This window comes from Bradyrhizobium sp. SOJA106, from assembly GCF_059448745.1.
The window spans coordinates 5,783,464-5,802,286 of record NZ_CM182549.1; the positions used below are offsets into that span (position 1 = coordinate 5,783,464).

General features: G+C 65.0%; 16 protein-coding genes. 6 read left to right on the forward strand and 10 right to left on the reverse strand.

What is annotated here, in order from left to right:
• Positions 1-244: 244 nt before the first annotated feature.
• Complete coding sequence (locus tag AC5V87_RS27275; protein ID WP_495368252.1) at positions 245-1,933, forward strand: Na/Pi cotransporter family protein; 1,689 nt, start codon at positions 245-247, stop codon at positions 1,931-1,933.
• Between the two features lie 97 nt (positions 1,934-2,030).
• Here AC5V87_RS27275 and AC5V87_RS27280 read toward each other — a convergent pair whose 3' ends face one another.
• Positions 2,031-2,471, reverse strand: a complete 441-nt coding sequence (locus tag AC5V87_RS27280) for an RbsD/FucU family protein (RefSeq protein ID WP_495368253.1) — start codon at positions 2,469-2,471, stop codon at positions 2,031-2,033.
• Between the two features lie 165 nt (positions 2,472-2,636).
• Between AC5V87_RS27280 and AC5V87_RS27285 the strand changes: the two genes are divergently transcribed.
• Positions 2,637-4,457 carry a caspase family protein gene (locus AC5V87_RS27285; protein WP_495368254.1) on the forward strand — a complete coding sequence of 607 codons (1,821 nt, stop codon included), beginning with the start codon at positions 2,637-2,639 and terminating at the stop codon, positions 4,455-4,457.
• Positions 4,458-4,736: 279 nt separating this feature from the next.
• Here the strand turns inward: AC5V87_RS27285 and AC5V87_RS27290 are convergent, their stop codons facing one another.
• The 4 genes from AC5V87_RS27290 to thiD form a co-directional block, all read right to left on the reverse strand.
• Positions 4,737-5,720, reverse strand: coding sequence for a threonine/serine dehydratase family protein (locus tag AC5V87_RS27290; protein ID WP_456837289.1), 984 nt, complete (start codon positions 5,718-5,720; stop codon positions 4,737-4,739).
• A 64-nt stretch (positions 5,721-5,784) separates the two neighbouring features.
• On the reverse strand, positions 5,785-6,873 hold the full coding sequence (locus tag AC5V87_RS27295) for a glycosyltransferase family 4 protein (protein WP_495368255.1): 1,089 nt from the start codon (positions 6,871-6,873) through the stop codon (positions 5,785-5,787).
• Between the two features lie 13 nt (positions 6,874-6,886).
• A complete protein-coding gene (locus tag AC5V87_RS27300) occupies positions 6,887-7,699 on the reverse strand; it encodes a UDP-2,3-diacylglucosamine diphosphatase (protein ID WP_495368256.1) in 813 nt (270 codons plus the stop codon).
• 217 nt (positions 7,700-7,916) lie between these two features.
• A complete protein-coding gene (gene thiD / locus AC5V87_RS27305) occupies positions 7,917-8,717 on the reverse strand; it encodes a bifunctional hydroxymethylpyrimidine kinase/phosphomethylpyrimidine kinase (RefSeq protein WP_495368257.1) in 801 nt (266 codons plus the stop codon).
• Between the two features lie 326 nt (positions 8,718-9,043).
• Between thiD and AC5V87_RS27310 the strand changes: the two genes are divergently transcribed.
• The 3 genes from AC5V87_RS27310 to AC5V87_RS27320 all read left to right on the forward strand — a co-directional run bounded on the left by AC5V87_RS27310 (position 9,044) and on the right by AC5V87_RS27320 (position 11,517).
• Positions 9,044-10,606 carry a PAS domain S-box protein gene (locus tag AC5V87_RS27310; protein WP_495368258.1) on the forward strand — a complete coding sequence of 521 codons (1,563 nt, stop codon included), beginning with the start codon at positions 9,044-9,046 and terminating at the stop codon, positions 10,604-10,606.
• Positions 10,524-11,021 (forward strand): response regulator, encoded by a 498-nt coding sequence (locus AC5V87_RS27315; protein WP_495368259.1) that lies wholly within the window; start codon positions 10,524-10,526, stop codon positions 11,019-11,021. The genes AC5V87_RS27310 and AC5V87_RS27315 overlap by 83 nt, the downstream gene beginning before the upstream one ends.
• A gap of 250 nt (positions 11,022-11,271) precedes the next feature.
• Complete coding sequence (locus AC5V87_RS27320) at positions 11,272-11,517, forward strand: Lrp/AsnC family transcriptional regulator (RefSeq protein WP_280710233.1); 246 nt, start codon at positions 11,272-11,274, stop codon at positions 11,515-11,517.
• 169 nt (positions 11,518-11,686) lie between these two features.
• Here the strand turns inward: AC5V87_RS27320 and AC5V87_RS27325 are convergent, their stop codons facing one another.
• Positions 11,687-12,613 carry a c-type cytochrome gene (locus AC5V87_RS27325; RefSeq protein ID WP_495368260.1) on the reverse strand — a complete coding sequence of 309 codons (927 nt, stop codon included), beginning with the start codon at positions 12,611-12,613 and terminating at the stop codon, positions 11,687-11,689.
• Positions 12,614-12,767: 154 nt separating this feature from the next.
• Here AC5V87_RS27325 and AC5V87_RS27330 point away from each other — a divergent pair, with 154 nt between their 5' ends.
• Positions 12,768-13,184 carry a CHRD domain-containing protein gene (locus AC5V87_RS27330; protein ID WP_495368261.1) on the forward strand — a complete coding sequence of 139 codons (417 nt, stop codon included), beginning with the start codon at positions 12,768-12,770 and terminating at the stop codon, positions 13,182-13,184.
• Between the two features lie 278 nt (positions 13,185-13,462).
• On the opposite strand, the gene AC5V87_RS27335 is transcribed toward AC5V87_RS27330, so the two are convergent.
• The 4 genes from AC5V87_RS27335 to AC5V87_RS27350 all read right to left on the reverse strand — a co-directional run bounded on the left by AC5V87_RS27335 (position 13,463) and on the right by AC5V87_RS27350 (position 18,791).
• Positions 13,463-14,746, reverse strand: coding sequence for a cystathionine gamma-synthase family protein (locus AC5V87_RS27335; protein WP_495368262.1), 1,284 nt, complete (start codon positions 14,744-14,746; stop codon positions 13,463-13,465).
• 188 nt (positions 14,747-14,934) lie between these two features.
• On the reverse strand, positions 14,935-15,744 hold the full coding sequence (locus AC5V87_RS27340) for a substrate-binding domain-containing protein (RefSeq protein ID WP_495368263.1): 810 nt from the start codon (positions 15,742-15,744) through the stop codon (positions 14,935-14,937).
• A 159-nt stretch (positions 15,745-15,903) separates the two neighbouring features.
• The gene (locus tag AC5V87_RS27345) at positions 15,904-16,350 is read right to left on the reverse strand and encodes a c-type cytochrome (RefSeq protein WP_495368264.1); all 447 of its coding nucleotides are present in this window, start codon (positions 16,348-16,350) and stop codon (positions 15,904-15,906) included.
• 131 nt (positions 16,351-16,481) lie between these two features.
• Entirely contained in the window at positions 16,482-18,791 is a 2,310-nt protein-coding gene (locus AC5V87_RS27350) for a xanthine dehydrogenase family protein molybdopterin-binding subunit (protein WP_495368265.1), read from the reverse strand.
• Positions 18,792-18,823 lie beyond the last annotated feature (32 nt).

Genomic DNA, 18,823 nt, shown 5'->3' on the forward strand with positions numbered 1-18,823 from the left:
CGCTTGCAGGAAGGCCATTCAAATCCGGGTGCGGAGCTGCAACAAAATGGTCGCGACCTCGCAAAGCCGATCGAGCCCTGCGCATCGCCTGTCGATCTCCAAGGCACACCGTTTACGACAAGAGCGCCGATCCGGCGACACGGGGCGAGCGCGGCTATCGCGCCATAATTGATCCGACTCATAGGGGCTTTGTTGCTGTACTGTCGGGGTCGCTAGTCATGGTGCCCTGACAGAAGGCGCGCGCATGTCCACGGCGATCTCGACGCTTGGCGGGGTAGGTCTCTTCCTGCTCGGCATGACCGTGATGACGGAGGGCCTGAAGACGCTGGCCGGTTCTGCGTTGCGCGTGGTGCTCGCCAAGGCGGCCTCGACGCCCCTGCTCGGCTCGTTCTGGGGGGCGATTGTCACGCTGCTGGTGCAGTCCTCCAGCGCAACGACCATGACGACGATCGGCCTCGTCAGCGCCGGCCTGCTGACGTTCCAGCAAGGGTTGAGCCTCGTCTTCGGCGCCAATATCGGCACCACGGGAACCGGCTGGCTGGTCGCACTCATCGGCGTCCGCGTTTCGCTCACGGCCGCCGCGCTGCCGATGATCTTCGTCGGCGCTCTGACCAGGCTTCTCGCCAGGGGGCGGGTCTCCGGCGTTGGCGCCGCGCTCGCCGGCTTTGGACTTGTGCTGTTCGGGTTGACGACCCTGCAACAGGGCATGGGCGGGTTGGCAGAACGATTGCACCCGGCGGACCTGCCCGCGGTTCTCGGCAGTCCAGGCGTGTCATGGTGGTCGGGATTGTTCGGCATATTGGCGCTGGTGGTGATCGGGTTGGTCATGACCGCGCTGATGCAATCGTCAACGGCCGCCATCGCGGTGACCTTGTCCGGCTATTTCGCGGGCGCGATCGGGTTGGACCAGGCCTGCGCGCTGATCATCGGCCAGAACATCGGAACCGCGACGAGCTCCGCGCTCGCCGCGATCGGCGCAAGCGCTACTGCAAAACGTCTGGCCATCGCCTACGTCCTGTTCAAGCTGATCGCTGCGCTCATCGCGCTCGCAGTGTTCCCCGTCGTGACCCCCTTGCTGCTGCTCGCCTCGGACACGATCGACGGGGTCACGCTGCTGGCCGGATATCATACAGCGTTCAACATCGTCGGCGTCGCGGTCCTGCTGCCGTTGATCAACCCGTTCACACGATTGGTCGAACGGATTCTGCCCGACCCTGGCTCTCCGCTGACGCGATGCCTCGATCCGTCGGCGCTCGAGACCCCGATCGTGGCGGTGGAGGTGGTACGACGCGCGATCGCGCGTGTGCTCCTGACTGTGTGCGGTTCGGTCGAGGCGCAACTGGCTGGCCGCGCTGGACCGATACGCCTTGGGAAGGACGTCGTCTCCACGCGGGAAGCGGCCGATGCCGTGAGCCGGGCGCAAATATTCCTGTCGGATGTGGCCGGACCTCCTGATACCGACGATGAGCAACGTCGTCTCACGAACACGCTGCACGCACTCGACCACGCATCTCGACTGACGGAGCTCGCCAACGGACGAGACAATCCTGGCCCGGTGGCCGGCGAACCTGAGGACATCCGCGCCCGAGAGCTATGTGCAGAAATCATGCGAAGCGCAGCCGCAATTGCACGCGGTGTGGCAGTGTCAACCGGCATCGATGGAGCGCCGCAGCCCGTGCCCGCCGCGCGTGCCGGCGATGCGATGGCCGGTCCGCGCGCGAATCCGCCCGACGAGGCGATCGCCGAGCTCGAGCGTTGCATGGCACAGCTCGGTGAAATGCTGCCGGCGCACCGTCGTGAGACGCTCGGCGCAGTTGCCAATGGAAGCCTGACCGCCGACGCTGCCCTGCAGCGTGTCGAGGCGGTTCGTAACCTCCAAGCGCTGTCGCAGCACGCCTGGCGCTCGGCGGCTCATCTGGTCGGTCGCGGCTAAAGCATGATCCGGAAAAGTGCGAAGCGGTTTTCCGAAAAGATCATGCGCAAACGACAACCTAAAGTGCGATGACGATTCATCCCAATCTCATCGCGCTTTAGATCACGCCCTTCCTGATCAGGAAGCAGCCATAGCCCCTGCTGTCACCGACCTGCACCACGCCAAAGCCGGCCGCCGCCGCGCGGTAAAAATCCTGACGCGCGAGCTTGCCGGGCGTCACGTTGCGGCCGGCCGCGCGCTCGATCTCCGCCAGCACCGCGCGCTGCACGTCGGGGACGCGATCGGGATCGTCGACGGGCGCCATCACACGCACCGGATCAGGATCGAAATCGTCAAGCGGGTAGACCGACATGATGGCGCGGATCGCCGTCTCCATGCTGATGCCCGGCAGCTGGATCAGGCGCTGCGACGTCGTGCTCTGCGCGATGCGGGTGGCCGCATGGTTGGCATCGACGAAGACGAGGTCGTCGCCATGGCCCATCGAGGCCAGCAGCCAGAGCAGGTCAGGTGTCAGGATTGGATCGATCGATTTCAGCATGTGACAGACGCTCCCCTCAAGCGATTGTTCACCATAGCAGGTTCCAAGCGTGATTCAGATCACGCAGCCTATCATGGTGACGGCGGTCACGGTCGCCGGGCTCGAACGCGGCCAAGCTGCCCCGCAACCAATCTCGCATCGAGATCAGTGCCAGAGGAGCACGCCATGTTCCGCCTAAAGCCTTTCCTGATGACGGCTAGCCTCGTGGGAAGCCTGTTCGGCTTCCTCTGCGGCCCTGTTTCCGCGCAACTCGCTCCCGTGGAGGCCGCCCCCACCGCGCTGCAAGGCCCGGAGCAGCGGGTCGCGCTGGTGATCGGCAATTCGAACTACCAGAACGCGCCGCAGCTGCAAAACCCCGACAATGACGCACAGTCGATGGCGCAGTTCCTGAACTCGGCCGGTTTCGAGGTGGTTGCCGCGACCGACCTGACCCAGAACGACATGCTTCGCGTGGTCCAGGACTTCTCCGCCAAGGTGTCCGCGCGCGGCCCGAACACGGTGGCGATGGTCTATTACGCCGGCCACGGCGTGCAGCTCGCCGGCGAGAACTATCTCGTGCCCGTCGATGCCAAGGTCTCCAGCCCCACCGAGCTCATGAACAATTCGGTGCGTCTGGTCGACGTGATGTCGACGCTGGAGTCGATCCCGAGCCGCATGCGCATCGTCATCCTCGATGCCTGCCGCAACAACCCCTTCCCCTCTGTGAACGACGCCGGCCGGGGGCTTGCCATCGTCGATGCACCGAACGGATCGATCGTCGGCTATTCGACCGCGCCGGGCGCCGAAGCGCTCGACGGGACCAATGGCCACAGCCCCTATACGCAGGCCTTCCTGAACATCGCCCGCGAGCCCAACGTGCCGATCGAGCAACTGTTCAAGCGCGTGCGCCTGCAGGTGAACCAGACCACCAGTGGCGCTCAGATCCCCTGGGAGAGCTCCTCGCTGACGTCTGACTTCACCTTCTTCGGCGACACCGCTGTTGCCGCCAACCGCGCGCCGGTGAATGCGCCTGTGGTGCAGATGGCCTCCAACCTGCCGAGCCGCTCGACGCGCCAGGCCTATGACTATGTCGTGTCCGAGGGACGGCCGGAGTACTATCAGGAGTTCATCCAGATGTATCCGCACGACCCGCTGTGCGACCACATCCGCTGGCTGCTCTCGAACCTCCTGCTCTCGCAGGCCTGGCACAAGGCGGTGCTGGCGAACTCGCCGCTCGGCTACCAGAGTTTCTATGACAGCTACGGCAATAGCCCCTATGGCTCGTCCGCATTGAAGCTCGCAGCGCAGCCGAAGCAGATCCCGCTGATGCAGGCGACCAAGTTCCTCGCGCCGCAGAACATTGCCCCGACATTCAAGGTCGGCAATCTGGGCCAGCCCAAGTACATGCCGCTGATGCAGGGCAATGGCGGTGCGCAAGCGAACGGCAATTTGCCGGTCGTGCAGAAGCCGGTCGACAGCAATGTGATCGGCAAGCTCGGCAATGGCGGCCAGATCGTCAACCTGCCCGCCGGCAGCAACCAGCCGAACGGCGCGCCGTCACAGAACCCGGGCAAGATCGTCACCCTGCCTGCGCCGACCAACACGACCGGCAATAGTGGCGGTACCAGCAAGATCGTCACCCTGCCCGCGACCAACAACCAAAATGGCAGCACTAATGCCGGCACCAACAATGCCAACCCCGGCAAGATCGGGAGCATGCCGGTCAATGTCGGCAAGGGCGGCTCGACGATCGAGACGAAGCCGGTCGTAAAGACGCGGACCAACCCGATCCACATCAACAACGGCAACACCGCGATCGTGAAGCTCAACAACAATCCGGTGAACAAGGTGCAGGCGCAGAACAACCAGCAGAACAGCAACCGTCCGCAATTCAACACGACCAACCTCATGATCAACAATGGCGGCAACAACTTCCGCCAGTCGATGAATCAGGCGCCAAGCATGAGCAATGTCGGCAACAATCGCCGCGGCGGCTTCATGCACTGATCGCACGGATAGCGCACACACGACAAAGGGGCAGAGCGGCAACGCTTCTTCATGTCGGGGAACACGGGTTCTCGCAGCCCTTGCAGACTTGGAAGAGGTCGTCATGACCGGGCTTGTCCCGGGCATCCACGTTCTTCGTGCCGTCAGGAAAGGCGTGGATGGCCGGGTCAAGCCTGGTCAAGCCCGGCCATGACGCCGTGGACGCATCAGCGCGCCCAACACTCATCTCATATGCGATTGCTTCCCGCCGGGAAGAGGTGGATCACGTCGAATAGAGGATCAAGCCACCAGCTCGGCGAACAGATCCGCATCGACATTGCCGCCGGAGAGAACGATGACGACGTTCTTGCCGGCGACATCGAGGCGACCCGCCAGCAGCGCGGCAAGACCCACCGCGCCGCCCGGCTCGACCACGAGCTTCAGCTCGCGATAGGCAAAGCCGACGGCCGCGCCGACTTCCTTGTCCGACGCAGTGACGCCGCGCGCGAGCAGCTTGCTATTGATCGCGAAGGTCATCTCGCCCGGCATCAGCGCCATCAGCGCGTCGCAGATGGTACGGCCCGCGGGTGGATGCGGCTCGCGATGGCCGGCGGTGAGCGAGATGCCGTGATCGTCGAAGGCCTCGGGCTCGGCCACCACGATCTCGGCCTGCGGATAGCGCGCCTTCACGGCGGTTGCGACGCCTGCGATGAGGCCGCCGCCGGAGGCCGGCGCGACCACGATGTCGGGGGCAACGCCGAGCGCCGCCATGTCCTCCGCGATCTCGCGGCCGGCGGTGCCCTGACCTGCGATCACGAAGGGATCGTCATAGGGTTTGACCAAGGTCGCGCCGCGCTTCTCGGCGATGCCGCGCGAGATGGCCTCGCGGTCGTCCTTGTCGCGGTCGTACAGCACGACCTCGGCGCCGTAGGACTTGGTGCGCTCGCGCTTCGACAGCGGGGCGTCCGCCGGCATCACGATGGTCGCCTGCATGTCGAGGATTTTTGCCGCCGCCGCCACGCCCTGGGCATGGTTGCCGGAGGAGAACGCGACCACGCCGCCGGCGCGCTTGTCCTGCGGGATCGAGAACACCTTGTTGAAGGCGCCGCGGAACTTGAAAGAGCCGGTGCGCTGGAGCATCTCCGGCTTCAGGAACACCTTGGCACCGACGCGCTCGTTGAGCACGGGAAAGGACAACAGCGGGGTGCGGATGGCGAAGGGCGCGATCACGCGCGCTGCGGCATCGATGTCGGCAGGGCCGATCGGGAGGAGCTGTTCGGTCATGTCGGAACTTTATCGCGGCCAATGAGCCCCGGGCAAGACACCTCCGCGCGAGGGACCCGCACTCTCAGGCAACGAAGCGTGCCGTCTCCGTCCCGTTCCGGTCTGATAGCACCGCGCCGACCGCCTGAATGCTGTCGATGAAGACCCGGGCCGAGGCCTCCCAGGTGTAGTTGGCGGCGAACTCGACGCAGTCCTGCCGGGAGATGCTGAGCGCTGCAAAACAGGCGCTGCGCAGGTCGTGATCGAGCGCGCCGACCGGCGCATCGCCGATCACGTCGCGCGGGCCCTTCACCGGAAAGGCCGCAACCGGAAGGCCGCTTGCGAGCGCCTCCAGCAGGACAAGACCGAACGTGTCGGTCTTGCTCGGAAACACGAACACGTCGGCCGCGGCATAGATCTCCGCCAGTGCCTCGCCGTGCTTCTCCCCGAGGAAAATCGCATCGGGATAGGCGTCTTCCAGCGAGGCGCGCGCCGGGCCGTCGCCGACGACGACCTTGGTGCCGGGAAGGTCGAGCTCCAGGAAGGCTTCGAGATTCTTCTCCACCGCGACGCGGCCGACCGAGAGGAACACCGGCGCGGGCAGGCAGAGGTCGATGGCGCGGGGATGGAACAAGTGCGTGTCGACGCCGCGCGGCCACAGCACGACATTGTCGAAACCGCGCTCGGTCAATTCGCAGGCGAGCGCCGGCGTGGCCGCCATCACGGCGCGGCTCGGCGCATGAAAGCGGCGCAGCGCCCGCCAGATCAGCGAGCCCGGCACCGGCACGCGGGCGCGGACATATTCGGGAAAACGGGTGTGGAAGCTGGTCGTGAACGGCAGTTTGCGCTGGCGACAATAGCGGCGGACCATCAAGCCGATCGGCCCTTCAGTCGCGATATGGATGCTGTCGGGGCGTGCCTCCTCGATCAGCTTGGCGATCCGCGCCGGCCGCGGCATCGCGAGCCGCACGTCGCGATAGCTCGGCATTGCGAAGGTGCGGAACGATTGCGGCGTCAGGAATGTAAACTCGACGCCAAGACCTTTGACGCAAAGACCTTCGGCGCCAAGACCTTCGACGCTAAGCCCTTTGGCGGCCTCTGCGAGCTTGGTCAGCGTCCGAACCACACCGTTGACTTGCGGGTGCCAGGCGTCGGTCGCGATCAGGATGCGCATCAAGCCGCCTCTGTTACGCAGCTCTGGCTGCCACCTGCGGAACGGGCGCCGGCTTCCGCAGCTGGTCGGCCCAGGTGATGATCTCGAAATGGCCGTCGTCGTGCTCGACCAGCGCGGTGCAGCTCTCGACCCAGTCGCCGCAATTCATATAGCGGATGCCGGCCTCGTCGCGGATCACGGCGTAGTGGATATGGCCGCAGATCACGCCGTCGGCGTCATGGCGCCGTGCTTCGGCGGAGAGCGCCTGCTCGAACGCGCCGATATAGTTCACCGCGTTCTTAACCTTCTGCTTGGCCCATTGCGACAGCGACCAATAGGGCACGCCGAACATGCGGCGGAAGAAGTTGACGAAGCGATTCATCTGGATCGCGAAGTCGTAGGCCTTGTCGCCGAGATGGGCGAGCCAGCGCGCGTTCTGCACCACGAGGTCGAAGATGTCGCCGTGGATGACGAGGTAACGCTTGCCGTCCACGCCGGTGTGGACGGTGTTCTCGACGACGTCGATGCCGCCGAAATGCGTGCCGTAATAGTTGCGCAGGAACTCGTCGTGATTGCCGGGCACGTAGATGATCTTGGCGCCCTTGCGCGCCTTGCGCAGCAGCTTCTGGACGAGATCGTTATGCGATTGCGGCCAGTGCCAGCTCGATTTCAGCGCCCAACCATCGACGATGTCGCCCACGAGATAGATCGTATCGGCATCGTGGTAGCGCAGGAAGTCGAGCAGAAGATCGGCTTGCGAACCGCGGGCTCCGAGATGAACGTCGGAGATGAACAACGTGCGAAAGCGCCGCTCCGGGCTCTCGTCACTCACATCGTAACTTCCCATGCGACCGCCCGTAACAATTTCCCGTGACAGGGGGATGACGACTGAACCTTTGAGGCGCCCTCAGATACGAATCAAACCATGCCTCGCCCTCCCCGCGAATATCAGTCGCATGCGACAATCAGGCGACATGAAGCGGTGGAGATCGCCCGCAAAGCTACGGAACCCCAAAGGCGCTATTGATTAACGCCGGGAGCCGCCGCGCCGCACGAGGGCGGCGTCAATAGATCTTGTGGAAATGGTGGATCGGCCCGTGGCCGTGGCCGACGCTGAAGCGGTCGGCGGCGGCGATCGCCGCGCTGATCCAGGCCTTGGCGCTCTGCACGGCACGCTCGATAGCCTCGCCCTTGGCAAGCCCGGCCGCAATCGCCGACGACAGCGAGCAGCCAGTGCCATGGGTATTGCGTGTGACAACGCGCGGCGCGGCAAGTGCGACCGTTTTCCTGGAATCGACGAGATAGTCGATGCTCTCGCTGCCCTCGCCGTGCCCGCCCTTGATCAGCACCGCGCGGCAGCCGAGTGCCAGCAGGCGGCGGCCCTGGCGCTCGATCTCGGCCTTGCTCGCCGCGACCGGCTCTTCGAGCAGCGCGGCGGCTTCCGGCAGGTTGGGCGTGATCAGCGAGGCGAGCGGCATCAGTTTCGTGCGCAGCGCGTCCACGGCTTCGGACGCCAGCAGGCGGTCGCCGGAAGTCGCGACCATCACGGGATCGAGCACGATATGGCCGGGCTTCCACCGCGTCAACGCGGCCGCGATCGCAGCGATGCTGGCCGCCTGGGCGACCATGCCGATCTTCACCGCGCCGACCTCGAGATCGGAGAACACCGCGTCGATCTGAGCCGTGACGAAATCGGCCGGCACCGCGTGAATGCCGGTGACGCCGCGCGTGTTCTGCGCCGTCAGCGCCGTGATGGCGGAGGCGCCGTAGACGCCGAGCGCAGCAAAGGTCTTCAGGTCCGCCTGGATGCCGGCGCCGCCGCTCGAATCGGAGCCGGCGATGGTGAGCGCAACCGGCGTCGTCATCGCGGGAGACATCTTCTTGATACGGACAGCGCCATGGCCTGTCCTAGCGCGGCCGGAGAACGCCAGCAAGCGTTGCGGGCCGCGGGCAGTCGTGATTCGCTGTGCCGACGGCCCCCCCGAATCAGGTGGAGCCGATCCTGCGCGGCCCGGCGCCCCGCAATCGTGCGGGCTTGCAAAATGCAACCGCGCCGTCCCCTTGGTATGGTCTCGCGTTCGGCGTGTGCGTCCATGCGTGAGAGGTTGGGCGGCGGGACCCGTCCAACGGCGCCAGTGAAGCGGGCCGCCTCGGCCCGCGAGGCCTTGAATGCCAGCTTGGGGGTGGAACCGTGTGGGCCTTTCTCGAACGCATCCTCGACTCCTCGATGTTCTCGCCGCACGGCATCTGCCTGCTGTGGGAACCCGAACTGATCTGGCTCCATGTCCTCTCCGACGCGATCATCGCGGCGGCCTATTTCTCGATCCCGTTTGCCCTTGCCATTCTCGTCACCAAGCGGCGCGACCTCAAATTCGGCTGGGTCTATTGGGCGTTCGCGATCTTCATCATGGCCTGCGGCCTGACGCACGTGCTGGCGATCTACACGCTCTGGGTCCCGGTCTACGGCATCGAGGGCCTCGTCAAGGCGGTCACGGCCGCGGCCTCCATCTTCACTGCCGGCGCGCTCTGGCCGCTGCTGCCGAAGATCCTGACGATCCCCTCTCCGTTCGAGCTGCGGCAGGTCCAGGCCGCGCTCGAGGAGGAGGAGATCAGGACCCGGGACGCAACGCTGCTGCTCAAGCAGGTCAGCGAGGCCCAGCGCGCGATGCGCGAGAGCGTGGTGCGCCTCACCGCGATCGTCGAGACCGCGGTGGACGGTGTCATCCTGTTCGATTCCCAAGACCGCATCCTGCTGTTCAACCCGGCCTGCGAGCGCCTGTTCGGCTATCAGGCCGGCGAGGTGATGAACCGGAATGTCAGCATGCTGATTTCAGGCGCGGACGCCGCGCCCGACCGCCGCGCGAGGCAGTTTGCGACCGGCGGCGAGGCCGTCGGCCTGCGCAAGGATGGCTCGACCTTCCCGATGAACCTGTCGGTCAGCCAGGCCCGGCAGGATGGCGAGTTGATCTTCGTCGGCATCGTCCACGACCTCACCGCGCGCAAGCTGACCGAGCAGCAGCTCCAGCAGGCGCAGAAGATGGAGACGGTCGGTCAGCTCTCCGGCGGCATCGCGCACGACTTCAATAATCTGCTCACCGTCATGATCGGCAACGCCGAGCATCTGAGCGAGCAGCTCAAGGCAAGGCCCGACCTGCGGCGATTTGCCGACGACATCTGCCTGTCGGGCGAACGCGGCGCCGAGCTGACGCAGCGGCTGCTCGCGTTCAGCCGCCGCCAGCTGCTCCAGCCGCAGACGATCGATTGCCGCAACCTGCTCGAGTCCATGTTCAAGCTGCTCAAGCGTACCTTGCGCGAGGACATCGAGATCAGGACCGCCTCCGGGCCCGGCAAGATCCTGGCCTTTGCGGACCGCGCCCAGCTCGAATCCGCCGTGCTGAACCTTGCGCTCAACGCGCAGGATGCCATGCCGTCGGGAGGACATCTGACGCTGAGCACGGAGCTTGCTGCGATCGACGATGACTATCGTGCCCTTCATCCCGAAGTCGCATCCGGCAGCTACGCCATGATCGCGGTCACCGATGATGGCGAAGGCATGACGCCTGACATCATCGAACGCGCCTTCGAGCCGTTCTTCACCACCAAGGAGGTCGGCAAGGGTTCTGGCCTCGGGCTGAGCATGGTCTACGGCTTCGCCAAACAATCCGACGGCCATGTCTCGATCTACAGCGAGGTGGGCCTGGGAACGACGGTTCGGATCTATTTGCCGCGCGGACGCGGGACAATCGCAGGCTGATGTCGCGGATGGCGAGGACGCGGCGCCACGCGGATATGAGACGATCCTGATCGCGGAGGACGATCCGTTCGTCCGCTCCTCCGCCATTCGCCGGGTGGAAGCGCTCGGCTACAGCGTCGTTGCCGCGGTCAACGGCAAGGAGGCGTTGCAGCGGCTGCGCACCGATCCTGGCATCGACTTGCTGTTCACGGACATCGTGATGCCCGGCGGCATGAGCGGCTGGGAGCTCGCCGATCAGGCGCGGCGGATTCGCCCAGGTCTTCCGGTCCTGTTCACCTCCGGCTACGCGCTGGAGACCCTGATCGAGCAGGGCCGCGCGCATACGCAGGCGATCGTGCTGACCAAGCCCTACCGGAAGGCCGAGCTCGCGCAGCGGCTCAGGGACGCATTCGCCGCGGCGTCCGTGATCACGTAGACCCGTCGATCGGAGGCTGCCGAACGAACTCGGGGCCTGTGTGGTTCGAGACGCCCGCTTTGGCGGGCTCTTCACCATGAGGGTCTGATATCTCGCCGCGAAACAGGACCTCATCCTGAGGGCCCCGCCGCAGGCGGGCGTCTCGAAGGATTGCCGCGGGCGGCATGTCCCCGCGGCCGACAAGCCCGCTTGCTAATCCCGGCCGCTTTTGGCCTATTAGCCGGAACACTATGCCTTCGGAGTGACTGCAATGGTTCCCTTCTTCGTCCAGATCAAATGCAAGCTCGGCCAGTCCTACACGGTCGCCAACGCGCTTGCCGAAGCCGAGATCGCCTCCGAGATCTATTCCACCGCCGGCCATTACGATTTGCTGGTGAAGTTCTACGTCGACAAGGACACCGATATCGGCCACTTCATCAACGAGAAGGTGCAGGTGCTGCCGGGCATCCAGGACACCCTCACCATCATCACCTTCAAGGCGTTCGGCACGGGCTAGCACGGCGGCGCCAGAGCACGGATGCAATTGGGTTCGGCGGGCTGTCCGTAGACCTCTCCCCGTCCGAGGTCGGATTGCTATGGCGCGCAATCGCCCCTGAGCAATCCGGGTGAGGGGCCGCGGCGCTCAGTCCTGAGCCCGCATCGATACAACCAAAACTCATCCCACTTTAGCTTGCTGCCTTGCGCTTGGGCGGCGTCGGGCCGTCCACCGGCGGCAGCGATTTGATGTACTCCGCCATCGCCGCGAGATCCTCGTCGGGCAATTGCGAGGTGTTCTTGATCACGCGCGTCATGGCGCCGCCGACGCTGTCGCCGTCGGGCAGTTCGCCGGTCTTGAGGAAATAGGCGATATCCTTCGCGCTCCATTCACCGAGGCGTTTCTGCGTGATGTTGGGCACCCAGCCCTCGCCTTCCGGATTGGGCCCGCCGGCGAAGCGCTCGCCCGAGATGATGCCGCCGAGCGCGTTGCGCAGGCTGTGGCACTCGGCGCAATGGCCAAAGCTGTTGACGAGATAGGCGCCGCGATTCCACTGCGGCGATTTGCTGGGGTCGGCGGCGAACGGCTTGCCGTCCATGAACAGGAATTTCCAGATGCCGATGTTGCGGCGGATGTCGAAGGGAAAGCGCACGTCATGGTCGCGCACCCTGCCTGCAACTGGCGGCAGCGTTTTCAGATAGGCGAAGAGATCGAGCACGTCCTCGCGCCTGGCATGCTGATAGGAGGTGTAGGGAAACGCCGGAAAGTAATGCTGCCCGCTGGGCGAGACCCCGTGCATCACCGCGTTGACGAAATCGGCCTCTCGCCATTTGCCGATGCCATCGGTCGGATCGGGCGAGATGTTCGGCGCGTAGAACGTTCCGAACGGCGACTTGATCGCGACGCCACCGCCGAGCTTGAGGCGATCGTCCTGGCCGGGAACGGCATGGCAGGACGCGCAGCCGCCGGCGTTGAACATCACCTCGCCATTGGCAAGGTTCGCCACATGGGTCGGCGCGGGGCCCACGGCCGCCACCACCGGCGCGCTGAGCCACCAATAGACGCCACCCGCTGCGATTGCTGCGAGCAGCGCCGCGATCATTGTTCGTTGCAACATCAGGTCCATCCACGCGGTTGCGGCAAGCCTAAGACCTCTCTCCGCGCGACTAAAGCCACGAAGAATTTAGTCCGTCCCGCGCGCCAACGGGAATAAACTGAAACGGCGGCTGTTGAAAGTTTGGCAATCCAACGAGATCACCAGGGAGAATGTCATGAACAAGATCGTGATCGCCGTGTTCGCGCTCGGCACTTTGGCTTTTGCAGGCTCGGCCAGCGCCGAAAAGCTGAAAGCAACGCTCGACGGCAAGTCCGAGGTGCCGGCAACGACCAGCAGCGGCACGGGGACGGCGGATCTCGACTATGACGCCGCCAGCAAGAAGCTGTCCTGGAAGCTCACTTATTCCGGCCTGTCCGGTCCCGCCACCGCCGCGCATTTCCATGGGCCGGCCGAGGCCGGCAAGAACGCCGGCGTCATGGTGCCGATCCCGAATGCAGCCTCGAGCCCGGTCGAGGGCTCGGCGACGCTGACCGACGCCCAGGCCGCCGATCTCCTCGCCGGCAAGCTCTACGTCAACATCCACACCGCGGCCAATCCGGGCGGCGAGATCCGCGGACAGGTGACGAAGTAAGCCAAGCTTGCTTCGTAGGCCAAGTCTCCTTCATCGGCAAAGGCCGGGCGCGCGGCAGGCGCGTCCGGCTTTTCGATTCGAGCGGCATGTCGCAGTCCGGCAATTCCGGCACTCCTGCCTTGTCTGCCTCGTGCGGCAGCTCTCCGGTGGCGCAGAGCAACGAGGCGGCCGCAGCGATCATGTCGGCTTGCCGCGCGTCCAATCCGCTTTGAGCATGATCCGGAAAATTGCGAAGCGGTTTTCCCTCGCGACATACGCGGAACGCCTTTGCGCGCAGATCAGGCGGCGTTCAGCGCCTGTCCGAGATCGGCGATCAGGTCGGTGGGATTCTCGATCCCGATCGACAGCCGGATCGTGCAATCGAGCACGCCGATTTTCTGACGGATGTCGGCGGGAACGCCGGAGTGAGTCATCGTCGCCGGCAGGCTGGCGAGCGACTCCGTTCCGCCGAGGCTCACCGCGAGCTTGAAGATCTGCAGCGCGTTGAGGAATTTCACCGCTGCGTCCTTGCCGCCGACGATGTCGAACGAGAAGGTCGATCCCGCCCCCAGGCACTGCCGCGCGAACACGCGCCCCGCGGGCGAGGCCTCCTCGTGATGGCCAAGGTAATGCACCTTCGCCACCTTGGCATGGTCGCGCAAGAAGTCCGCGACGAGCCGAGCATTCGCATCGGCCTTCTCCATGCGCAGACTGAGCGTCTCCAGCGAGCGGTTGATCATCCAGCAGGAATGCGGGTCGAGCTGGGTGCCGATGGCGCCGCGCAGCGCCTTGATGCCCTTCATGGTCGCCTTGCTGCCGAGCGCGGCGCCCGCGATCAGGTCGGAGTGACCGCCGACATACTTGGTCAGCGAGTACAGCGAAATATCCGCGCCATGCTCGATCGGCCGCTGAAACACCGGCCCGAGCAGCGTGTTGTCGCAGGCGATGACCGGCGTGTGCCCTTGCGCTTTTCCGATCGCCTCGGCGACGCGCCGGATCATCGCGATGTCGACGAGGCCGTTGGTCGGGTTGGCCGGCGTCTCGATCAGGATCATCGTGACACGGCCCTTGCCCATCGCCTCCTCCGAGGCCTGCCTGACCGCCGTCTCGTCGACACCGTCCGCAAAGCCCACGGCGCCGATCGACAGGCGCGCCAGCGTGTTCGTCAGCAGCGTTTCGGTGCCGCCATAGAGCGGCTGGGAGTGCAGGATGACGTCGCCCGGCCGGACGAAAGCGAGGATCGTGGTTGCGATCGCCGACATGCCGGATGAGAACAGGGCGCAGCTCTCGGTGCGCTCATAGACCGCGAGCTTGTCCTCGACGATCTCGCTGTTGGGATGATTGAAGCGCGAATAGACGAGACCCGCGCCCATCCCCTCCGGCGGCTCGCGCCGGCCCGAGACGAAATCGAAGAAGTCCTGCCCGTCCTCGGCGGTCTTGAACACGAAGGTCGAGGTCAGGAACACCGGAGGCTTGATGGCGCCTTCGGAGAGCTGCGGATCATAGCCATAGGTCAGCATCAGCGTTTCCGGATGCAGCATATGGTTGGCGATGTGGGTCTTCGACGGGAACGGTTTTGCCATGGCTTGCCTCGCTGGTCCTGATCGAGATGCGCGCCGCGCCTGAGCTTTTCGCGATGCTGAAGCAATCGGAATCGGACGCGCCGGTTCCGACGGCTCGCGTCAAACCCGACGCCATCCGTCACTCATCGCACGCAATGTACGCCTCCGGATCACGCAAACACGACGTCTCGGACGCGCCGGTCCAGTCTTCAATGCGCCGACAGCGGCTTCAACCCGGCGTTCGTGATGGCGGCTGCTGCGTCCGTCGAAGAGAGGAAATTCAGCAGGGCGATTGCGGCCTCGGCATGCTGCGAATTCTTCGGCAACGCGCCGACGTAATAGGTCGGCGGTTGGATCTCCGACGGCACCGTGCCTGCAAGATCGACGCCCGGAACATGCATGAGTTCGGCGACCTGCTGGAATCCGATCTCCGCCTCGCCGCGGGCCACGACCGCAGCCACCGGCTCGCCCGAGGGCGGACCCGGCACCTTGCGGCTCTTGCCGGCGATCTCGTCGGCAACGCCGAGCTTTCTAAAGCCGACCGTCGACAGATAGGTGCCGCTCGAACTGTCCGAATAGGCGATGGATTTGGCCGCAAGCAATGTCTTGCGCAGCGCATCCATCGTGCTGATGTCGGGCTTGGGCTGTCCGGCGCGGACCACCATGCCGATGAACGACTGCGCGAGCTGAATCCGGCTGCCGGGGCGCGTCAGCTCGCGCTTGTCCAGGAGATCGACACCGACGCCGTCCATGATCACGACATCGGCATCCTCGCCGCGCGCGAGCCGCGTCGGGATCGCCTCCGGCGAATCGCCGATCGAAGGTCCGCGCGTGGTGACGAGCTTGTGCCCCGTCGACGCCTCGAACGCGGGGCCGAGCTCCTTGTACACGTTGAAGAAGCCGGCCGAGATCATCACCTTGAGATCGGCCGCTCTCGCGCCGGGCGCAGACAGGACAGCAATCAGAACGGCGAACAGGCAGACGACGTGGCGCGGCACGTTAAGGACCTCGAGAGGCATTTGGCTTGCAGTGTCCTACGAAAGTCAGGCTGCGTCCAGCCGCGACATGCGAGGCAGCGAAAAAGGGCGGCTGCTTGCGCAACTGCCCTTTTGTTGATGGTTGGTAGCCCGGCTGGCGCGGGTTGTCCGCGGAGCGCGAAGAGCGAAGGCGGAGGCGCCTTAGCTGTTCTTGACGCGGAACGTCTCGTGGCAGCCGCCGCATTCCTTGCCGACCGCGGGGAAATTCGCCTTGAGCGAATCCAAATCCTTGATCTTGCCCTTGGCCTCGTCGACGGTTTTGGCGAAGCTTGCGATCCTGGCCTCGAAGCCGGCCTTGTCCTCCCAGACCTTCGGAGAGGTCGAGTAATCGCCGTCGAGCTTCACGCCCTTGGCGCTGGCCGGAAACAGCTTCGGCAGCTTCTTGGCGGTGTCCGCGAACTGCGCCAGCGCCGCGTCGACCGTGGCCTGATCGTAGGGCTTCTCGCCCTTGACCATCGCCGCGACCGCGCCGGCGTTCTTGCCATTGCCCTTCATGAGCGCCTGGACCTCCTTGATGGACTCCTGCTGCGCCCCGACGGCGCCCATCCCGAGCAGCAGCGCGCCCGCAACAACCAACACTCGCTTCATTCGCAAAATCCCTTTCCTGAGACAGGATCGTGCTGACCCCACAATGGGGCCAACACCGATTGACAGATTTCATTCCATCCCAAGCGCGGCGATCAATCGTCGCATTTGGGATGATTTGGTTCAGCTTGAACTTACAGGCTGTGGCGGCGGCGGTGCTCGCTGATCGCGATCCACACCCGCTCGGGCGTCGCCGGCATGTCGATGTGGTCGATCTTGTATTCGCGCCAGAGCGCATCGATGATGGCGTTGACCACGGCTGGACAAGAGCCGATCGCGCCGGCCTCGCCCGCGCCCTTCACTCCCATCGGATTGGTCTTGCAGGGAACGTTGTGGGTCTCGAACACGAAGGCGGGACCATCCGCCGCGCGCGGCAGCGCGTAGTCCATGAAGGTCGCGGTGATGAGCTGGCCGTCGCTGGCCCCATAGACCACCTGCTCCATCAAGGCCTGGCCGATGCCCTGCATGGCGCCGCCATGCACCTGCCCCGCAAGCAGCAGCGGATTGAGCGTCTTGCCGAAATCGTCGACGATGACGTAGTTGACGATCTTGATGATGCCGGTGGCGGGGTCGATCTCGACCTCGGCCAGATGCGTGCCATTCGGGTAAGTGCCGTCGGCGCTGGCAAAGGTCGCACTGCCATTCAGCTTCGACGGATCGACGCCGGGCCGCTTGGCGAGATCGGCGAACGAGATCGAGCGGTCGGTGCCGGCGATGCGCACCACGCCTTCCGAGATCTCGAGGTCGCCGGCGCTGGCTTCCAGCGCCTGCGCCGCGATCTCCTTGAGCCTCGAGCCGAGCTCGCGCGTGGCACGCTCGACGCTGACGCCGCCTGACGGGATCGATGCCGAGCCCCCGGTGCCGAGGCCGGTCGCGATCTCGTCGGTATCGCCTTGACGGACGTGCACGCGCTCCGGCGCCAGGCCGAATTGTTCAGCGACGATTTGCGCATAGGCGGTCTGGTGCCCCTGCCCGCTCGACTGCGTGCCGATCAGGACGGTGACGTCGCCATTGGGATCGAGCCGCACATTGGCCGTCTCCTCACCCATCACACCGCAGATCTCGACATAGCTGGCGAGCCCGATGCCGCGGATCAGGCCGCCCTTCTTGGCCGCCTTGGCGCGCTTTGGAAATTCCTTCCAGTCGGCGATCTCCATGGCGCGCTTGAGATGCGCGGCGAAGTCGCCGGAATCATAGACCTTGCCCGTGGCCGTCTTGTAGGGCAGCGCCTTAGGTGGGATGAAATTCTTGCGGCGGATCGCGTCCGGCGTCATGTCGAGCTTTCGCGCGCACGCGTCCACAAGACGCTCGATGACATAAGCCGCCTCGGGCCGGCCCGCGCCGCGATAGGCGTCCACCGGCACGCTGTTGGTGAAGATGGTGCGCACCCGGCAGTGGAAGGCCTGGATGTCGTAGAGGCCCGGCAGCATGCCGGCGCCGCCATGCGGGATGTAAGGCCCGAAGGTCGACAGATACGCGCCCATGTCACCCATCAGGTCGCAATCCATTGCGAGGAATTTGCCGTCCTCGGCGAGCGCCATCTTCGCGGTGGTGACGTTGTCGCGCCCCTGCGCATCGCCCATGAAATGCTCGGAGCGATCGGCCGCCCACTTCACCGCCCTCTTCAGCTTGCGCGCCGCGACCGCCATCAGGGCGTATTCGCGGTATGGAAACAGTTTTGTGCCAAAGCCGCCGCCGACGTCGGGGCAGATCACCCGCATCTTGTCCGTGGGGATATTGAGCACGTTCTGGCACAGGATGTCGCGCAGGCGGTGGCTGCCCTGGCTGCCGACCGTCAGCGTCAGATGGTCGCGCTTGGCGTCGTATTCGCAGACAGCCGCGCGCGTCTCCATGAAGCTCGCGACCACGCGCGGATTGACGATCGAGATTTCGGCGACTGCATGTGCCTTGGCAAAGGCGGCCTCGGTTGCGGCCTTGTCGCCGATCGAGACGTCGAACAGCACGTTGCCCGGCTTGTCCGGCCAGACCTGCGGCGCGCCCTTCTTGACGGCATTGACGACGCCGGTCACCGCCGGCAGCGGGCTCCATTTGACATCGATCGCCTCGATCGCGTCGCGGGCCTGGTCGATGGTCTCGGCGACCACGAAGGCGATGGAATCGCCGACATGGCGCACCTCGCCCGCAGCGAGGATCGGGTAAGGCGGGCCGGTGAACGGATCGGTCTCGAGGTTGAACAGGCACGGCAGATTGCCGAGATCCTTGACATCATCGGCGGTCAGGATCAGCGCGACGCCCGGCAGCGTACGGGCGCGGCTCACATCGATGGTGTATTTGGCATGCGCATGCGGCGAGCGCAGCACCAGGCAGCGCAGCGCGGCCTGCGGCGTGTAATCGTCGGTATAGCGGCCCTTGCCGCGGATGAGCGCGTCATCCTCCTTGCGCAGCACGCTTTGGCCAACGCCGAACTTGATGGGAGCCGCCATTGTCTTTTCCCGTTCTCATGGTTGTTTTGCGA